General features: G+C 38.3%; 18 protein-coding genes. 5 read left to right on the top strand and 13 right to left on the bottom strand.

Going from position 1 to position 17254, the window contains the following annotated elements:
- Positions 1-94 precede the first annotated feature (94 nt).
- The 3 genes from ACZ5QH_RS03355 to rpmI form a co-directional block, all read right to left on the bottom strand.
- Complete coding sequence (locus ACZ5QH_RS03355; RefSeq protein ID WP_303576751.1) at positions 95-472, bottom strand: hypothetical protein; 378 nt, start codon at positions 470-472, stop codon at positions 95-97.
- Between the two features lie 226 nt (positions 473-698).
- Complete coding sequence (gene rplT / locus ACZ5QH_RS03350; RefSeq protein ID WP_004723060.1) at positions 699-1058, bottom strand: 50S ribosomal protein L20; 360 nt, start codon at positions 1056-1058, stop codon at positions 699-701.
- Between the two features lie 11 nt (positions 1059-1069).
- A complete protein-coding gene (gene rpmI, locus ACZ5QH_RS03345; RefSeq protein ID WP_002054552.1) occupies positions 1070-1264 on the bottom strand; it encodes a 50S ribosomal protein L35 in 195 nt (64 codons plus the stop codon).
- A gap of 224 nt (positions 1265-1488) precedes the next feature.
- Between rpmI and ACZ5QH_RS03340 the strand changes: the two genes are divergently transcribed.
- Positions 1489-2739, top strand: a complete 1251-nt coding sequence (locus ACZ5QH_RS03340) for an MFS transporter (protein ID WP_004819112.1) — start codon at positions 1489-1491, stop codon at positions 2737-2739.
- A gap of 137 nt (positions 2740-2876) precedes the next feature.
- Positions 2877-3632 (top strand): TonB family protein, encoded by a 756-nt coding sequence (locus ACZ5QH_RS03335; RefSeq protein ID WP_303576750.1) that lies wholly within the window; start codon positions 2877-2879, stop codon positions 3630-3632.
- A 98-nt stretch (positions 3633-3730) separates the two neighbouring features.
- Here the strand turns inward: ACZ5QH_RS03335 and ACZ5QH_RS03330 are convergent, their stop codons facing one another.
- From ACZ5QH_RS03330 to ACZ5QH_RS03285, 10 genes are all read right to left on the bottom strand, one after another.
- A complete protein-coding gene (locus ACZ5QH_RS03330) occupies positions 3731-4156 on the bottom strand; it encodes a YqaA family protein (protein ID WP_303576749.1) in 426 nt (141 codons plus the stop codon).
- Positions 4157-4160: 4 nt separating this feature from the next.
- Entirely contained in the window at positions 4161-4583 is a 423-nt protein-coding gene (locus ACZ5QH_RS03325; RefSeq protein ID WP_303576748.1) for a hypothetical protein, read from the bottom strand.
- Between the two features lie 35 nt (positions 4584-4618).
- On the bottom strand, positions 4619-4906 hold the full coding sequence (locus tag ACZ5QH_RS03320) for a hypothetical protein (protein ID WP_004723070.1): 288 nt from the start codon (positions 4904-4906) through the stop codon (positions 4619-4621).
- Positions 4907-4995: 89 nt separating this feature from the next.
- Entirely contained in the window at positions 4996-5613 is a 618-nt protein-coding gene (locus ACZ5QH_RS03315; RefSeq protein WP_004819104.1) for a glutathione S-transferase N-terminal domain-containing protein, read from the bottom strand.
- A gap of 180 nt (positions 5614-5793) precedes the next feature.
- On the bottom strand, positions 5794-6126 hold the full coding sequence (locus tag ACZ5QH_RS03310; protein WP_303576747.1) for a DUF7709 family protein: 333 nt from the start codon (positions 6124-6126) through the stop codon (positions 5794-5796).
- Positions 6127-6214: 88 nt separating this feature from the next.
- Positions 6215-6766 (bottom strand): translation initiation factor IF-3, encoded by a 552-nt coding sequence (gene infC / locus ACZ5QH_RS03305; RefSeq protein ID WP_081401514.1) that lies wholly within the window; start codon positions 6764-6766, stop codon positions 6215-6217.
- A gap of 5 nt (positions 6767-6771) precedes the next feature.
- Entirely contained in the window at positions 6772-8694 is a 1923-nt protein-coding gene (gene thrS, locus ACZ5QH_RS03300; RefSeq protein ID WP_004723075.1) for a threonine--tRNA ligase, read from the bottom strand.
- A 219-nt stretch (positions 8695-8913) separates the two neighbouring features.
- Positions 8914-10074, bottom strand: a complete 1161-nt coding sequence (locus ACZ5QH_RS03295) for an alanine racemase (protein WP_303576746.1) — start codon at positions 10072-10074, stop codon at positions 8914-8916.
- A gap of 52 nt (positions 10075-10126) precedes the next feature.
- Positions 10127-11440, bottom strand: coding sequence for a D-arabinono-1,4-lactone oxidase (locus ACZ5QH_RS03290; RefSeq protein WP_303576745.1), 1314 nt, complete (start codon positions 11438-11440; stop codon positions 10127-10129).
- 12 nt (positions 11441-11452) lie between these two features.
- Positions 11453-13207 carry a neutral/alkaline non-lysosomal ceramidase N-terminal domain-containing protein gene (locus tag ACZ5QH_RS03285; RefSeq protein WP_303576744.1) on the bottom strand — a complete coding sequence of 585 codons (1755 nt, stop codon included), beginning with the start codon at positions 13205-13207 and terminating at the stop codon, positions 11453-11455.
- 136 nt (positions 13208-13343) lie between these two features.
- On the opposite strand from ACZ5QH_RS03285, the gene ACZ5QH_RS03280 reads away from it, so the two are divergent.
- From ACZ5QH_RS03280 to ACZ5QH_RS03270, 3 genes are all read left to right on the top strand, one after another.
- Positions 13344-14399: an AraC family transcriptional regulator gene (locus ACZ5QH_RS03280; RefSeq protein WP_303576743.1), complete on the top strand. Its 1056-nt coding sequence runs from the start codon at positions 13344-13346 to the stop codon at positions 14397-14399.
- A gap of 234 nt (positions 14400-14633) precedes the next feature.
- Positions 14634-16280 carry an acyl-CoA synthetase gene (locus tag ACZ5QH_RS03275; protein WP_303576742.1) on the top strand — a complete coding sequence of 549 codons (1647 nt, stop codon included), beginning with the start codon at positions 14634-14636 and terminating at the stop codon, positions 16278-16280.
- 280 nt (positions 16281-16560) lie between these two features.
- Positions 16561-17079, top strand: a complete 519-nt coding sequence (locus ACZ5QH_RS03270) for a hypothetical protein (protein WP_303576741.1) — start codon at positions 16561-16563, stop codon at positions 17077-17079.
- Positions 17080-17254 lie beyond the last annotated feature (175 nt).

Genomic DNA, 17254 nt, shown 5'->3' with positions numbered 1-17254 from the left:
GCGAGCTATTTCTAAAACAATAATGTTTTCACGTTGATATTGTGTAATGTGTATGCAAGGTTATTTGAATGTTTAAATCATTCGGATGACCTGCTCAATCAGCATAATCCAAATCATCCTCATCAATATTGATAAAATTTGCTGGTGGTGTAATTTCAAACCTGAAGGCTTTAATCGTGAGATGATCGAGTAATTTTGCTTTTGCCACACGATGCATACCATCCATCACTCTGCCATCAGCAGATAGAATAATTGGATAACTTAGATCTGCCTGTTGTATCAGTTGAAAATGTTCAATCATTTGCTGTGTTGTTGGATGTGTATCTGGAAACCAATACGCTTCATTGAGTTCTTGTATATCTGATAATAGAACTTCATCGATTGGGAACTCTTGGCTCAACTCAACCAGATAATGCACATCCCAAATATAAGTGTCTTCACCAACTTGGCGAAAGTGATATTGTTTACGCATAAGACTAGATTCTATAGTTTGGTCAATTCAATGTCATAACAAAATAGTTAGAGCATCCATAATGACAGATTTTACATCAACACAAATTTTACTGATTAGTACTGTATTCGAACAATCAAACTCAAAAAAAACTTATCTCGAAAAGTTCCCGCAAGAGTTTGAAAATAAATTTTTAGGCATAAAAAAGACCGCTATAAAAGCGGTCTTTTTTAATCATCGAAGATGATTAAGCAGCTAATGCGCCTTTAGCTTTTTCAGCTAAAGCAGCAAATGCAACTGAGTCATGCATAGCGATGTCAGCAAGTACGCGACGGTCGATGATCACTTGAGCTTTTTTCAAGCCATCGATCATACGGCTGTACGACAAACCATTTTGACGAGCACCAGCATTGATACGCGCAATCCATAAAGCACGGAATTGACGTTTCTTTTGACGACGGTCACGGTAAGCGTATTGACCTGCTTTAATTACTGCTTGGAACGCTACACGATAAACACGTGAACGCGCGCCATAGTAACCTTTAGCACGAGCAAGAATTTTTTTATGACGGCGATGAGCCTGTACACCACGTTTTACACGAGCCATTTATAATCTCCTTAGATGTATGGGCACATACGACGAACTGAATTCATGTCACTTACGTGAACCATGACACAACCGCGCAATTGACGAATACGTTTAGCAGATTTTTTGGTCAAAATGTGGCGTTTGAACGCTTGTTTACGCTTGAAACCGTTAGCAGTCGCTTTGAAACGCTTAGCTGCACCACGGCGAGTTTTTAACTTAGCCATAACAACCTCTTTAAACACCTGTTCGGTACGTTCGCACCATTGCGACAACGACCTGCAGGTAAGGGAGGCAGTATTCTAAATCATCTCTGTACAAAACAAAAGCAAAACATCCAACAATTTCATAATTCCCCAATGTAATTTTCGATGTAATTTTCACCTAGTTTTATAAGAAAAATCAGGATGAAATCTTTATAATCATCACATCATGATAAAACTGGACAGTTATGACCCCTGCACAGGATGCTTTTGCTGCGCTTCGCTATCGAGATTTCTCAATTGTTACCATCAATCAATTTTGTTTAACACTCGCAATTTTAATTCAAGAAATTATTGTTGCCTATTCACTCTATCAAATTACCAAAGACCCGCTCACCTTGGGTCTGATTGGACTAGCAGAAGCAATCCCGTTTATTGCACTGTCGCTTTGGGGTGGTTATTTTGCAGACAAGTTAAATAAACAAACTATTATGAAAGTTTGCTTATTTTTCTCCTTCCCTTTGCCATTGGTGCTTTGGTGGTTATTTCACAGTTATGATCATGGCCAAATTGGTGTGACTACACTGTCTTGGGGGATTTATGCGGTTATTTTTGGATTGGGTACCATCCGTGGTTTCTATAATCCATCAGCAACCTCATTAAAACCATTTTTAATTCCTCGTGAACTGTATGCCAATGGTGCAACATGGACCACGATTGGATGGCAAAGTGGCGTCATTATTGGCCCAATGCTGGGTGGTTTTATGCTGGCAGGAATCGGTCGTGAAAACAGCTTACTCTCGGTAGCGGTACTTTTATTTATTTGCTTCTGTCTGATTAACTTATTAAAGAAGCGTACTTTTCCTACCATGGAACAAGACAATCTTTGGGACAGTTTAAGTGAAGGCTTTCGCTTTATTTGGAAAACCAAAATTGTACTGTGGGCCATATCTTTAGATTTGGTTTCAGTGCTGTTTGGTGGTGTAATTGCTCTACTGCCAATTTTTGCAGAAGATATTTTAAAAGTTGGACCTGAAGGTTTAGGTTATTTACGTGCGGCCCCCTCTATTGGCGCGTTAATAACCATGATCGCTTTAACCAAATTTCCACCTACACATCATGCTTGGCGAAATATGCTGATTGCTGTTGCTGGTTTTGGGGTGTTTACCATTATCTTTGCATTCTCAAGCAACGTCTGGCTCTCTTTGTTTGCTTTGGCTATGACTGGTGCTTGTGACAGTATCTCAGTGGTTGTACGCCAAACCATTTTACAAGTTTACCCACCTGAAAATATGCGTGGCCGTGTCGCTGCGGTGAATGGGATGTTTGTTTCATCGAGTAATGAATTGGGCGCATTTGAATCTGGGCTGGCTGCAAAATATCTAGGAACGATCACAGCCACTGTATTTGGTGGATGTATGACCTTGGCCGTTGTCGCAATAAGTTGGGTAAAAACCTCTGATTTATTCAAAGTAGACATCACCAAAGGTCAAGAATAATGCCTTTTACAGAATAAAAAACAGTAAAAAAATGCACCTTCGGGTGCATTTTCTATTGCGAGAATACAAAATTCGATAAATACTTTGCGCAATTAAACTACTCTCATGCGTATTAAACTGCATGAATTGCCAAACCTATGAATAAAGCTCTTTTTACCACTTGTTTATTGTGCCTTTCAACCTATAGCTATAGTGCGGATAAACTTCCTACAATAATGGTCAAAGGGGAGCAATCTGAACAAAATGATCCTCAGCATTTGACCACACGTATACAATGGGTCAAATTTCCTCAAATTCACTATCAAATCGCTGAATTAAAAGATCAAGATCGTTCAGCGATCATTCGAGTAAAAGCCAATAATGCTGGTGAAGTCACAGAGGCCGATATCCAAGAGAGTACAGGCATCCGTGCATTGGATCAGAAACTTGTAGATGCTGTGGAAAATGCAAAAGTAAAACCCTATTCAAAAAATGGAAAAGCCATTGCTTTAGTCGGTTATCAAACATTTACCTTAACACTAGAGAATGCAACGGATCATGTTCAGCGCGCTAAGCAATGTACATATAGCTTTAATTCAAAAAATTGGAACAAACAACAACTCGATAAGTCGGTTGCTTTTGTTTATTTAAAACAACCACAACTTGCACTGGATCAATCGCTATTAAAAAATAAAGATCGCACAGTAAAGTTTAAATTTAAAGCCAATAAGCAAGGTGAAATTACCCAAGTTAAGCTAACTCAACGTTCTGGTATTAATGCACTTGATCAACAAGTACTTGCAGCCGTAGAGCATGCATCAATCAATGTAAAACGTTCTTATCGTACTTTATGGATCTATAAACAATCCAGCTTCAATGACGCGATTCAATTTAAAATCAATGAATGTAAATAAATTCATCAAGATGCGTCTTTTAAGGTTAAAGATAGTTTTGTGTCTTTAGGGTCTGTTGACATTTCATAAATGGCTTACCAACAGCCCCTAACTTTTTATTAAAATAATCCGATATACACCAAATAGATAAAAGCATACCGACCACCTTTTGCAATGGTTACGATCAAAAGAAAACGCCAAAAGTTCTCTTTCATTAGCCCTGCAATAAGTGTGATTGGATCTCCAATAATTGGGGTCCAGCTTAATAACAAAGACCAAAAGCCATACTTTTGATATATTTTTTCCGCTTTAAGCATATTCTTTTCAGAGACAGGAAACCATTTCTTGTCTTTAAACTGCTCGATTTTGAGTCCCAAATACCAATTCACGCATGAACCTAAAACATTGCCAATCGTTGCAACAGCAAGCAGTAAATATGCAGAATATTGTGTTTGTACCAGTAGCCCAACCAATACAGCTTCAGACTGTAAAGGTAATAGCGTCGCTGCACCAAATGCGGAAAGAAATAAGAGGAGATAAGCCATAAAGTTAGCTAAAGTTGGGTTTAGGTTTTAAGGTATAAGTCAAGAATGACATTATAAAGGGAGCAAGAAAAGCCAAGCAAAATGAAAGATCTGATTTAAAAAATTTCTGCAACAATGTGAGTTGAGCTTTACCCTCTGAAATCGCTTGCCAATCGATTTTGATATGAATAAAGCCGTAGAATAAAACAATAAAATAAAGCGAAAGCAAAACGAGTAAGATGGTGGTATTCAAAAGACTTTGCTGTAATTTACTTTGAAAAATGCCAAAGACCATAGCAAAAACCAAGCCTGAAACACTCACGATGCTAAAAATAATAAACCAGAAGTAATCATATGCGGAGTGATACTGCAAGATGCTACAAAGCATTGCTGTGATTAGCATCACGGCAAAAGAGATAAGGAAGTGCCAAACAAAATTTTGCTTCATACTCCCCCCTGTTGAATGTACTACTAACAGTTCAATCACCCTAAATTTAGCATTTTTTTGGTTTTACGATACTGAAAATGCGCCCAAATGATCGCCAATAACATAAAGATAATCCGAGACCATTGATAACGTTGCGCAATCGGGTCGATCACACTTCTAATCAGTGCTGACGCTTGGCCATTTAATTGCTCTAAAATATTTTGAATATGCACAATTTCCGCAATATAGAGCATTAAACAACCTGCAATACCGACAATAATACTCCAGTAGATTTTTGGATTCGTTTCTAATATTTTCGTAAAGTTCAAAAAGAAATCTTTCATGACTAAAGCCTACCAACCATCCAAAAATCGATTATTTAAAAAATAAAAAACCACGTAACGTGGTTTCTCATCTTAACATAAAATACATTTTACACTTTGATTGATAGCGCTCTTTGTATCGCTGGGCGCGCAGTTAAACGCTCAATATATTCTTTAACATAAGGATAATCATCTAGCGCTATTTGCTGCCACTCATAGCGTAATACCCACGGTAAAATGGCCATATCTGCAATCGAATATTCACCAGCCACATATTTTTGTCCAATGAGCTGCTTATTTAAAACACCATACAAACGTTGAGTTTCAGTAACATAACGATCAATTGCATAAGGAATTTTTTCTTTAGCAAATTTACCAAAATGATGGTTTTGCCCTAACATCGGCCCTAGCCCACCCATTTGCCACATTAACCATTGTTCGACTTCAACACGATCTTGCTCATCGCTTGGATAATACAGTCCTGTTTTACGGCCAAGATATTGCAAGATTGCGCCTGATTCAAACACTGAAATCGGCTCACCATTTGGGCCATCTTGATCGACAATCGCGGGGATTTTATTGTTCGGTGAGATACGAAGAAAATCGGGCTGGAACTGGTCATTCTCTAAGATATTGATAGGAAAAATCTGATAATCCAAACCCATTTCTTCAAGTGCAATGGTAATTTTATGACCATTGGGAGTACCCCAATAATAGAGATCAATCATATTTCATCCTTCTTCGTTTTCACGTATTTTCTGAATTTTATTGCGTTAATCGTTTACTTTTATAACATGAATTGGCTTGATTCAGTATGTTATAAAAAGAGATTATTCTAATAATCTATTCTAAAATTATGTTATTGCATTTTATTAAATACAGTACGTTCTCATATTATGATATTAATTTCAAATATCTACTTCAGCAATTGCATCTATATATGCTTTAGCCTTCTCCCCCACAAATTTACGACCAGCATTGTTTCCCAATATCCATTCATCTGGATTAAATAAGTCAAATAAACCAACTTTCACTAAGGTGGGAATCGCGAGGAGCAGTTCTTGCTCAATCTCTCCACGTACACCTGAGTTATACAGATTGATATTATGCAACATGGTTGCCACTGTACCCGTTTGTACAGCGCTACCATCCTTTAACTTAACCACAGGCAACACCTCACCTGCTTGAATAATTTTTTGGTTAATACTCGATAGCGCATTTGAATTTTGAATAGATGACATATCAACTCCACTCGATTCAGATTAATTTACCCGCATTTTAACGTAAAAAAGCACTGCTTAATGCAGTGCTTTTTTAACAGATGAGTAATTACTTTTTCTTTTTAGGTCCAAGTAACATACCCATTTGACGGCCTTCCATTTTTGGTGCTTGTTCAACAATACCAAACTCTGCTACGTCTGCTTCAATTTTTTGCAATTGTGCAAGACCCAACTGTTGGTGAGCCATTTCACGACCACGGAAACGTAGAGTAATTTTGACTTTGTTGCCTTCTTCAAGAAACTTCAGAATAGCACGCAACTTAACATTGTAATCACCAACGTCTGTACCAGGGCGCAACTTAATTTCTTTCACTTGAACTTGATGCTGTTTCTTTTTCGCATCTTTTTGCTTTTGCTTCAAGTCAAATAAATGTTTGTTGAAATCCATGATTTTACAAACAGGTGGCTCTGCATTCGCCACGATCTCAACAAGATCAAGATCAACTTCTTCAGCAGCACGCAAAGCTTCAGCAAGTGAAACGATGCCCTTTTGCTCTCCATCTGCAGCAACGAGACGCACATCTTTCGCTTTGATCTCATCATTTAATGCAGGACGATTACTTTTAGCACCTTGTTGTTGGTTACGGTCAGGCTGTTTAATCTTTCTTACTCCACAATATACCGGCCGCGTTCGGCTACGGCTGCTTTCACTAGGTCAATAAATGCGTCTATTGACATAGTACCTAAATTTTTTCCAGAGCGAGTACGAACATTCACAGTCCCTTCCTCTACTTCTCGATCTCCAAGTACCAATAGGTATGGAATACGCTCTAGTGTACGCTCACGAATCTTAAAGCCGATTTTCTCATTTCTCAAGTCTGAAATTGCTCGAATTCCATTTTCTTTGAGTTTTGCGACGACTTGCTCACAAGCTTCTGCTTGAGAATCCGTAATATTCATGACACATGTTTGGATTGGAGCCAACCATGGTGGCATAAAGCCTGCGTAGTGTTCAATTAGTATACCAATAAAACGCTCAAAACTGCCAAGAATTGCACGATGTAACATCACAGGATGGTCACGATCGTTATCTTCTGTTACATATGAAGCGTCTAAACGTAACGGTAAGTTAAAATCACACTGGATTGTACCGCACTGCCAGATACGTCCTAAACAGTCTTTTAATGAAAATTCAATCTTCGGACCGTAGAAAGCACCTTCACCAGGTTGTTCTTCCCATTTAAGATTTGCAGCATCTAAAGCATCGGCTAAAGATTTCTCTGCAACATCCCAAAGTTCATCAGCACCCACACGTTTTTCAGGACGTGTAGACAATTTCATTTGAACTTCTTCAAAGCCAAAATCTTTATAAACATCTAAAGTCAGTTTAATAAAGTCTGCAACTTCTTTACCAATTTGTTCAGTTGTACAGAAAATATGTGCATCATCTTGAGTAAAGCCACGTACACGCATAATCCCGTGTAACGAACCTGATGGCTCATTACGATGGCATGAACCAAACTCTGCCAAACGAATTGGAAGATCACGGTAAGACTTTAAACCCTGGTTAAACACTTGAACGTGACATGGGCAGTTCATTGGTTTTACCGCATAGTTACGACTTTCTGAATGTGTCGTAAACATATTTTCTGCATAGTTGGCAGCATGACCCGATTTTTCCCACAAAGTGAAATCTACAATTTGTGGTGTTTTAATCTCTTGGTAGCCGTTATCCTGTTGAACTTTACGCATGTATTGTTCAAGCACTTGGTAGATCGTCCAACCATTGGCATGCCAAAACACCATACCTGGTGCTTCTTCTTGCATATGGAACAAATCTAAAGCTTTACCAATTTTACGATGGTCACGCTTTTCAGCTTCTTCAATACGCTTGATATACGCTGCTAATTCTTTTTTGTCTGCCCAAGCAGTACCATAAATACGCTGTAATTGTTCATTCTTGGCATCACCGCGCCAGTAAGCGCCAGAGATTTTAGTCAATTTGAATGACTTTAAAAATTTAGTATTTGGTACGTGTGGACCACGACACATATCTAAATAATCTTGATGATAGTACAAGCCCATTTGAGTTTCTTCAGGCATGTCAGCAATCAAACGTAACTTATAATCTTCACCACGTGCAGTGAACTCAGCAATCACATCATCACGAGGTGTCATTTTTTTAATGACATCATAATCTTGATCGATGAGCTTTTTCATGCGCGCTTCGATTGCAGCCATATCATCTAAAGTAAATGGACGAGGCATCCAGATGTCATAGTAGAAACCTTCTTCAATGACAGGGCCAATCACCATTTTTGCTTCAGGGAAGAGTTGTTTTACCGCATGACCCACCAAGTGTGCACAAGAGTGACGAATAATTTCTACACCGTCTTGATCTTTTGGAGTGATGATTTGTAAGGTTGAGTCTTCGGTAATTAAATCACTTGCATCGACTAAGCGACCATTTACTTTCCCAGCAACTGTATTTTTAGCCAGTCCAGGTCCAATACTTTGAGCAACTTCCATAACGGAAACGGCTTGATCAAAACTTTTTTGATCGCCATTTGGCAATGTGATAATAGGCATATTTAAAAATCCTTAAGGAGTGATGCCCCGTACAATGGAGCATGTCACCGCGAGATTATGATCGAGGAAGATCCTCAAGATAAAATCGGTGGAACAAAATAAAAGTGTGTCGAATTTTACACCTTTACAGCATATTTATAAACCTTTGTCTTAAAATTATTCTTTATTCTGATTTAAATTGTACTTTTGATTATCCATCAACTTCCTCTTTTTGGCGCATTACTCTCTAAAGGTTTCCCACGCTTCAAAATCTCGATTTTTATAACAATATAATTTATGAAATTGAGGAATAATCGCTTCGCTTTGTGTGGGTCTTAAAAATACAAAATCATCAACAGCTATTTCAGTATTTTTAGGCACATTAACCATTTCTTGATTGGTACTCCGCCCATAAAGTGCATGCGGATGAATCCCTCGCGGATAAACATAATGGGCCATCCAATATCCACCATAAACAAATAAGGCTTTAGAGCTATGTGGTAATTTATCTAAAACTTCTAATCCAGGTAACTGGGTAAATGGCAGTACTTTTAAAACAGGGGTTGAAATCCATAATGCAGCTTGTAAAACACTTAAACCATCACTGTCAAAGTCGCTTGGTTTAAGTAACATAGAGCCAAAAGAAAGATCATTGCACACACTTTGCTCCACATGGAGATAAAATGTAGGACTACCACCACCATTAAAACAAAGATCAGCTCGCCATAAATGCGGAAATTGCTGTTGAATAATATTTTTATAATTTTGATAAATGTCTTGTGACTCTCGATACGCGACATCAATCTTTTTAATCACTGAAGGTAGCTTCGTCACATGGGCATCATAGCCCATCAAGCCAGCAAGTACTAAATGCTCAGGATTTTGTTCAATCAATCTTAATATTTCGATGAGTGCAAAATCGGAACGAACACCACCGCGATGCAAACCCACATCAATTTCAATATTGATTTTAAGCGTTAAGCTAAACTGTTTTGCAACCTCAAGATACTGTAATAAACGTGCTTTGGAATCAATTAACCATTGTATATCGGCTTGTCTGCAATTTTGATTCATCGCATAAAAATGCTGAACAGTGCTTACAGGCATCGGTTTCCCAAACAACACATCTACATCCGAAAAGTTCTCAAGGATTGGTAAAAGCTGTGGCATATGAAACACCATAAACCGTTGAGTCGAAAGCTTTAGACTAATGGTTTTTAATAATGTTAAGCATGCCAAAGACTTTACCACGATACGTGGTTGCAAATGGCTTCCGTATTGAAGCTTTTTGGCAATGTATTGTAGATTTTGTTCAAGCGCCTGATCATCAACAATTAACCGAGGTAATGCACCATTTGACTGTTTTAAATCACGATTTAATTGCTCAAAAAAGTTGTTCATAGTCTACCTTTATGGTCTATTTTAGTTTTACCCATTCACTTAATTTTATTCATTATTCAGATAAGAATAGCTTTTCTAAATAAGGATTTAAAAACTTTCTGCTTGGATCAAGTCGTTCTCGCAACTGCATAAACGCATCCCACTTAGGGTATAAAGTTTTAAGTTGTGTTGCTGTCATACTATGCATTTTCCCCCAATGTGGTCGCCCTTGATAATGTTGCAAAATCGACTCAACTTCATTAAATAATTGTCTAGGTGCTTGCTTATGATATTGGTGTACTGAGATGGAAATAGAGTCCCGCTGATAAAACGGACTCAACCAAATATCATCACCTTTGACAAATCGAAACTCCACAGGGAAAAAGGTTTGTGCTTTTGAGTTTTTTAGCGCTGCTAGAACAGCTTGCAAACATTCCACCCCCAATTCAACTGGAACCTGATATTCCATTTCATTAAATTTCGTTTCACGCGGTGTCGGGAAAATCTTGCCTGACCAATCAACAAATGTGCTTGGCTTAATAAAAACGCCTAAGAGCTTTTGTAGTTTTGGATTCAATGCCGGAAAAGATTTGGTTAACTCGCAACATAAGGTTAATAACGTATCCTCAGATGGCCATGATTCAGTGCGTGGTTGAACCTCATCTTCAGTAATATCTAAAGTTTTTAAAATCAATTTATCTGCATGAGAAAATGCAAAACACTCGATATGCCGATGTTGTGCTTTCCATTGGTCAATATTTTGAATAAAGTCTTTGACCGCACACAGTCTAACTTGCTCTTTAAGTTTATAGCGTGGTTTATTCTGCATGGTGATTTTAGTCAAAATCCCTAAACTCCCTAAAGACACTCGTCCTGCTGCAAAAATATCTGGATTTTCATGGCGATTACAATGAAGAATTTCTCCTGATGCTGTGAGTAATTCAAATGCTTGCACATAACCTGAAATACAATGTAGGCCTACACCTGTACCATGTGTTCCCGTTGAAACAGCACCAGCTAAACTTTGCTGGTCAATATCGCCCTGCTGCATTAAAGACTGCTGCATCGGTTCTAAATATTGCCCTAAATTAAATAATCGTGTTCCTGCCCAAATACTGGCTTGGGCAAATTCAGTATTGACTTGATCCACACCAGAAAGACCATCCAAAGACAGCAATGTTGCATCGGTACTCACCAAAGGTGTAAATGAATGCCCTGCTCCCACCACTCGAATCTTTGCTTGGGTTTGGACAATGTGTTTTAACTCATCAAGACTGTCAGGCTTTAAAATCTGCTCAGGGTGAGACTGTTGATAGCCCGACCAATTGTTCCATTTTTGCTGATTTGATTTGTGTTTGTTCGGTGCTTGATTAATCAATTGATTCATAATGCTCATCCTTTAGCGTACAGCAGTTTTTAAATTGCCGTGATTTGTTCTTTTTTCTATTTCGTGTGGTGGAATCGCTGCGGGGCGTGTGATTTGGTCATATTCTCGTTGAGATTTATCTAGACTCAACTGCGTTGCCAACTGCTGAAATTTGTACTGAATTGCCGCATGTGTCCATTGACCATATAAGGTATGTGCACCCTCATAAGCTTGTTGCTGATATTCGTCATTGGTGGTGATATAGCCCATATAATCATTGCAATAAGACACCAAACCAACCTTTGAAATACCATGATGCTTTGAGAACTGTTTTGCCACAGTCTGAATTACACGTTGCCCTGCTGTTGTGGTAATTTCTCCAGGGCAACAAATCAAAGCCAATTGACCAATTTGGATAATCTGTAGCGGAATAACACTTGGAACCAGTGGGCTGTCTTGAATGGCACCGGCTTTAACTTGGCGATTCATTTCTGCAATTAAAGGATCAAAAATGCTTGGTGAAAAATCTAAACTTTTACCCAGCAACTGATTATCCGGACTTTCTAAAACAATCTCTTTCGGAAATTGTGAGTCATAGAGCGCTTTATATTTGCTGTACTGCAGAGAATTCGACTTTGCTAAACGTTGCTTACGTACTCGCTTAGCGAGTAATGACATTACTTTAAGAATTGCTGTAGGTGTTCCCTTACCATCTATAGGCGTTCCCCCAAAGAAGCCGACACCATGACAAGCGGCACTGGTTTTAGCACCTTGGATCCCCTGACTAAATTCACTTGGCACATCGACTTGACTCAGATCTACATAGGATAAAACAGCATCGATACTGCCTTGGAGTAAACATGCTTCCATCGCATTGTTGGTGCTTTTTTCAAGCGGTGTAGTTAGTGCTTTAATCGCAATTTCACTTTGATAACGCCCATTTTGCTCAGCATATTGATATTCTCTTTCGCCCTTAATTTTCTTGCGAATCGCATCTTGTTTGGGGCCATGAAAATGTGGCGATACATCTCCTGCCGTTGCTTGTGCGAAAATGGCAACTGGGTGTGGAATACCTTGTGTTAATAGATAATGTTCACTTAACGCAGCAGCATAGCCTTTATTGTCGCCATCATGGGCTTTGAGTTGACTACTCAAACAGGTTGCATGCACTCCAAATAATGAAATAAAGGAACATAATTGATCATTACGGTAAAAACCGATTAATTGCATTTCACGGTTTAATGCGAGATGGGTTTCTACTTCGGTTCTTTGAATCACATCGGGGTTACGATTATATGCCTGCAATGATCGATTCCATGCCACTGGAATATCATGAGGAAATTGGCAACTTTGATAACGAAGTTCAGTTTCTTTTTCAGTGTCTAAGGCATTGGAAATACTGAGCATGACCGCCTTTACTACCGCTTCGACATGCTCTGGAACAAAACCTGGAGTCGGCATATTATATAAAGCTTCATAAGCACAACCACCAGGGCCAGAATGAGTATGGGTTGCCATCAAGACCAAATGCTGTTCATTAAATTGCTCAGCTAGTTGTTGTTTTAAGCGCTCAACAACAACACTGCGGATCGCATAAGTAATACAACCAAAATCCAGACAACAAAAAATAATGGGCTGTTCTAAAGCTAAACGACGGATAGTGAATGTACGAGCAAACAATGCTGTACGTTTTTGATAAGCACGATGCGACCACATACCATAACCAAACATGGCATAACCTTGCGGCTGAATGTCTATTTCTTGTTTATCCCAACCCACCATAAACATATGCGGTCATCCTTTATCTTTTTTATGTCAGCGAATTTATATCTGCGAATACCAGAAGTAGATTGAATCTTAATCAAAAATATGCGATACCAACTAGGGTAAAAGCAACAATAATATGGGGGGCTAAGCGGACTTTATGAGCTTGCAGCAAAAGGAAATTGCCAATTCTCAATTTTATATTCCACCAATGATACTGACGAGTTTGGTTCATTATGCAGAACAACAACACTGGCAATATGACAATTGGTTCGCAGCACAAAATTTAGACTTGGAACAAATTCGCCAAGGGCATGGTTTTGTTGGTTTTTCAGAACTCTGTGAGGTTATTCATCTCGCAGTTAAAGATACCCAACAACAAAATTTAGGCTTATTGTTGGGCAGTAGTGAAGGTCAGATTTCAATTGGTATTTTGGGCTTTGCCATGCAAGCCTGTAAAACAGTGGCCGAAGCACTAGAAACGGCACTGCACTATCATCCCATTTCAGGCAGTGTCTTAGATTTAACCGTCAATCTTGTTGATGATTATTGTGAAATTGAACTTTTTGAACGAAGTAACTGTGGTGAGTTAAAAGCATTTTTCTGTGATGAAGTGTTTGCCAGTATTATTACCTGTGTCAATATGATGCTAGACCATAGCTATGAGTTAATCAGCTTGGAACTGAGCTATGATCATTCAGCATATATCAATGATTATCAAAGAATTTTCAATTGTCCAATTTATTTTAAAACAGCTAAAAATATCATCCGATTTAACAAAACACTCTTGTCGAGAAGCCTCAAAAACTATAGTCCTGTCAATTATCAAAGTGCAATTCTGATTTGTGATCAAGCTTTAAAACAATTTGATCAAATGAATCAACACAGTTTGGCAAAGGTATTAGCACATTTGATTGAAAGCCACCTACCTGAACGCTTTGATATGCAACAAGCAGCGCAATATTTTCATTTTAGCGAACGCCATTTACGGCGTTTGCTACTTAATGAGGGGCTAAATTTTCAGTTATTAAAGCAACAGGTGTTAGAAAAAAAAGCCAAACAGTGGATTGAAGAAAATCAATCGATGAGTGAAATCAGTTTCAATCTTGGTTTTAGTGAGTTAAGAGAATTTCGTCGTGCGTTTAAGAAATGGACTGGATCTTCGCCAACAGAATACAAAAAAGCAAAACTTTTGGGTTCAGTTATTCGTATTTGAATGACAGGGTTTTAAATAAGATTCTGAACAAACCATGATTAATATTTACACAAATATTGAAAAATGTTAATTTAATTCAACAAATTAAATATTCCAAAAACATTTAAATAAATGTAACGATGTATAGTGATGAATATTTAAATTAGATACTCGACTAAAGCCTAAATGCATTTTGACAGGCTTATGCATATCTTTTAAACATGGAAATTAGAATAAATATAGATGGAGCTAAACATGGTTAGTGCATATGATCAATTACCGCGCACCCCTGCAAACTTTGTAGCATTATCACCTTTACGTTACCTAGAGCGTGCAGCCTACATTTATCCAAATCAAGATGCGATTGTACATGGTACTCGTCATATCTCTTGGCGTGAGACCTATACCCGTTGTCGTCAATTTGCCCATCAATTACAAAATCTTGGGATTCAAAAAAACGATATCGTTTCTGTTCTTTTACCCAATATCCCTGCGATGGTCGAAGCGCATTTTGCAGTCCCTATGGCTGGCGCTGTTTTAAATACGCTGAATACTCGTTTAGATGCCAAAACCATTGCATTTATGCTAGAGCATGCTGAAACCAAAGTACTTTTAGTTGACCCCGAATTTGCGGCTTTGGCTAAAGAAGCGGTAGCACTTATTGCTCAACAGATCTATATCATTGATGTTGCAGATGAAGAGTACGAAAACAATGCTGTTACAGCGCGTATTGGTCAAATTGAATATGAGGATTGGCTAAAAGGCGGTGATGCAGATTTTGAATGGCATTTACCTCAGGATGAATGGGATGCGATTAGTCTAAATTATACCTCTGGCACTACGGGCAATCCGAAAGGTGTGGTTTATCACCATCGTGGTGCTTATATCAATGCGGCCAGTAATATCATCGCCTGTGGTATGACACCACGTTGTAAATATTTATGGACACTTCCGCTATTCCATTGCAATGGCTGGTGTTTTGCTTGGACTGTTGCAGCCAATGGCGGTACCAATATCTGCTTACGTAAAATTGATCCTGAGTTGGTTTATCAACTCATTGATCAATACAAAGTTGACTATTTCTGTGGTGCACCGATTGTCTTGTCGATGTTGATCAACACCCCGAAAGAACAACAAATTAAATTTGAACATCATGTAGAAGTAATGGTGGCTGGTGCTGCACCGCCTGCGGCAATTATTGAAGGAATGCATCATATTGGTATTCAAGTCAATCATGTCTATGGTCTCACTGAAACTTATGGCCCTTCTGCATTATGTGCAGCTCAAGCAGGTTGGAGTGACCTGTCTATTCAAGAGCAAGCACAATTACATTCGCGCCAAGGTGTACCTTATCCATTACAAGATGGTATGCGTGTGTTGGATGCTGAAACAATGCAACCTGTGCCTAATGACGGCAAGACCATGGGAGAAATTATGTTCCGTGGCAACATTGTTATGAAAGGCTATTTAAAAAATACCAAAGCCACAGAAGAAGCCTTTAAAGGTGGCTGGTTTCATACGGGTGATTTAGCGGTTTGCCAGCCCGATGGTTATGCAAAAATTATGGACCGTTCAAAAGACATCATTATTTCAGGTGGTGAAAATATCTCATCTTTAGAAGTTGAAGAGGTTCTTTATACTCACCCCGCAATTATGACTGCGGCAGTGGTTGCGCAACCTGATCCGCGTTGGCAAGAAGTTCCTTGTGCCTTTATAGAACTTAAACACGGTGCTGAAACCACACCAGAAGAGGTGATTGAATTCTGCAAACAGCATTTGGCACGCTTTAAAGTCCCTAAAAATGTGGTGATTTGTGAGATTCCAAAAACATCGACAGGTAAATTGCAAAAATTTATCTTACGCGACTGGGCAAAAGAGCGCTCAGTGGGTGAGTTTAATTAGCCTACCCGTTTAAATTATCCAATTTACCTTCCTCTTCTCAGTAAAAATAAACGACTGTTTTTATTTAAAAGGTCATACTGGCGAGTAAGGTAAATTGATGAAAGAGTGAGATAAATTGGTGAAAGAGTGAGATAAATTGGTGAAAGAGAGCTGTAAATCTGTGAAAATGGGCTTAAAACTTTCATTTCTCATTTCTCGGCTTCATTTTAGAAATTATGCTTTTCTTGTCGCTTATTGATAGCACCATTAAAACTTTTTGATCATTTAAACATAGCAAACGATGAATAAACTTCGTACAGAAATAGAACCCGATTTTGAAACAGCGCAACAACTTTATCCAACTGTGCTCGAATTGATTGCTAATTACACAGACTATTGCGATGAGTTTGGTGATGAAGACTCGCTTGAATATCAAAAACTCAGTGAAAAGCTCACAGAAACTACCAGTAAAGACATTTCTCAATATGATCTTTGGGAGTGGTGGGAAGCCGAAGGCATCGAAAATTTAAGCTTTGATATTTGCCTACCTGAGCCTAAAATCATCCACAATATTTCAAAACAAGAACTTACTGAAATCGTCCAGCGGATTAAAAGCTCAGATTTTAATACTCAACATGCAAATGAATTCATCAATGCTTTTTACCTCCGCACCATTTTCTCAGGCGGGTATTTCTATAACTTTTTAAAACTCAATTTTAAAGCATTTAAGCATCAATTGTTTCAACGCAATAAAGATCAAGCAGGACGATACTTTGAATATTCGGTAGAAGACATTGTGGATCGGCTTTGGGGCGAGTGATTGCCATAAAAATATCACCATTAACAAAACATGCAGTGCGTTTATTGGTTTAAATCATTTAGAGTCATATTGCATTTAAATACTAAAAACATTCTAAATAACTGTAGTTTTAACCACACATTCAATCACGTCTCATTCAAGATCAAGTCTGCACTTCAATCTGTTCACTACATTT

It is taken from the genome of Acinetobacter sp. Ac8 (genome assembly GCF_055392545.1).
The sequence above is the reverse complement of the archived record's forward strand: the minus strand, read 5'-3'. Positions and strand labels throughout refer to the sequence as shown.

Bases quoted from the DNA above. Each gene is read 5' to 3' on its own strand.
- ACZ5QH_RS03355 (WP_303576751.1), bottom strand. From the start codon at position 472: ATGCGTAAACAATATCACTTTCGCCAAGTTGGTGAAGACACTTATATT.
- rplT (WP_004723060.1), bottom strand. From the start codon at position 1,058: ATGGCTCGTGTAAAACGTGGTGTACAGGCTCATCGCCGTCATAAAAAA.
- rpmI (WP_002054552.1), bottom strand. From the start codon at position 1,264: ATGGCTAAGTTAAAAACTCGCCGTGGTGCAGCTAAGCGTTTCAAAGCG.
- ACZ5QH_RS03340 (WP_004819112.1), top strand. From the start codon at position 1,489: ATGACCCCTGCACAGGATGCTTTTGCTGCGCTTCGCTATCGAGATTTC.
- ACZ5QH_RS03335 (WP_303576750.1), top strand. From the start codon at position 2,877: ATGAATAAAGCTCTTTTTACCACTTGTTTATTGTGCCTTTCAACCTAT.
- ACZ5QH_RS03330 (WP_303576749.1), bottom strand. From the start codon at position 4,156: ATGGCTTATCTCCTCTTATTTCTTTCCGCATTTGGTGCAGCGACGCTA.
- ACZ5QH_RS03325 (WP_303576748.1), bottom strand. From the start codon at position 4,583: ATGAAGCAAAATTTTGTTTGGCACTTCCTTATCTCTTTTGCCGTGATG.
- ACZ5QH_RS03320 (WP_004723070.1), bottom strand. From the start codon at position 4,906: ATGAAAGATTTCTTTTTGAACTTTACGAAAATATTAGAAACGAATCCA.
- ACZ5QH_RS03315 (WP_004819104.1), bottom strand. From the start codon at position 5,613: ATGATTGATCTCTATTATTGGGGTACTCCCAATGGTCATAAAATTACC.
- ACZ5QH_RS03310 (WP_303576747.1), bottom strand. From the start codon at position 6,126: ATGTCATCTATTCAAAATTCAAATGCGCTATCGAGTATTAACCAAAAA.
- thrS (WP_004723075.1), bottom strand. From the start codon at position 8,694: ATGCCTATTATCACATTGCCAAATGGCGATCAAAAAAGTTTTGATCAA.
- ACZ5QH_RS03295 (WP_303576746.1), bottom strand. From the start codon at position 10,074: ATGAACAACTTTTTTGAGCAATTAAATCGTGATTTAAAACAGTCAAAT.
- ACZ5QH_RS03290 (WP_303576745.1), bottom strand. From the start codon at position 11,440: ATGAATCAATTGATTAATCAAGCACCGAACAAACACAAATCAAATCAG.
- ACZ5QH_RS03285 (WP_303576744.1), bottom strand. From the start codon at position 13,207: ATGTTTATGGTGGGTTGGGATAAACAAGAAATAGACATTCAGCCGCAA.
- ACZ5QH_RS03280 (WP_303576743.1), top strand. From the start codon at position 13,344: ATGAGCTTGCAGCAAAAGGAAATTGCCAATTCTCAATTTTATATTCCA.
- ACZ5QH_RS03275 (WP_303576742.1), top strand. From the start codon at position 14,634: ATGGTTAGTGCATATGATCAATTACCGCGCACCCCTGCAAACTTTGTA.
- ACZ5QH_RS03270 (WP_303576741.1), top strand. From the start codon at position 16,561: ATGAATAAACTTCGTACAGAAATAGAACCCGATTTTGAAACAGCGCAA.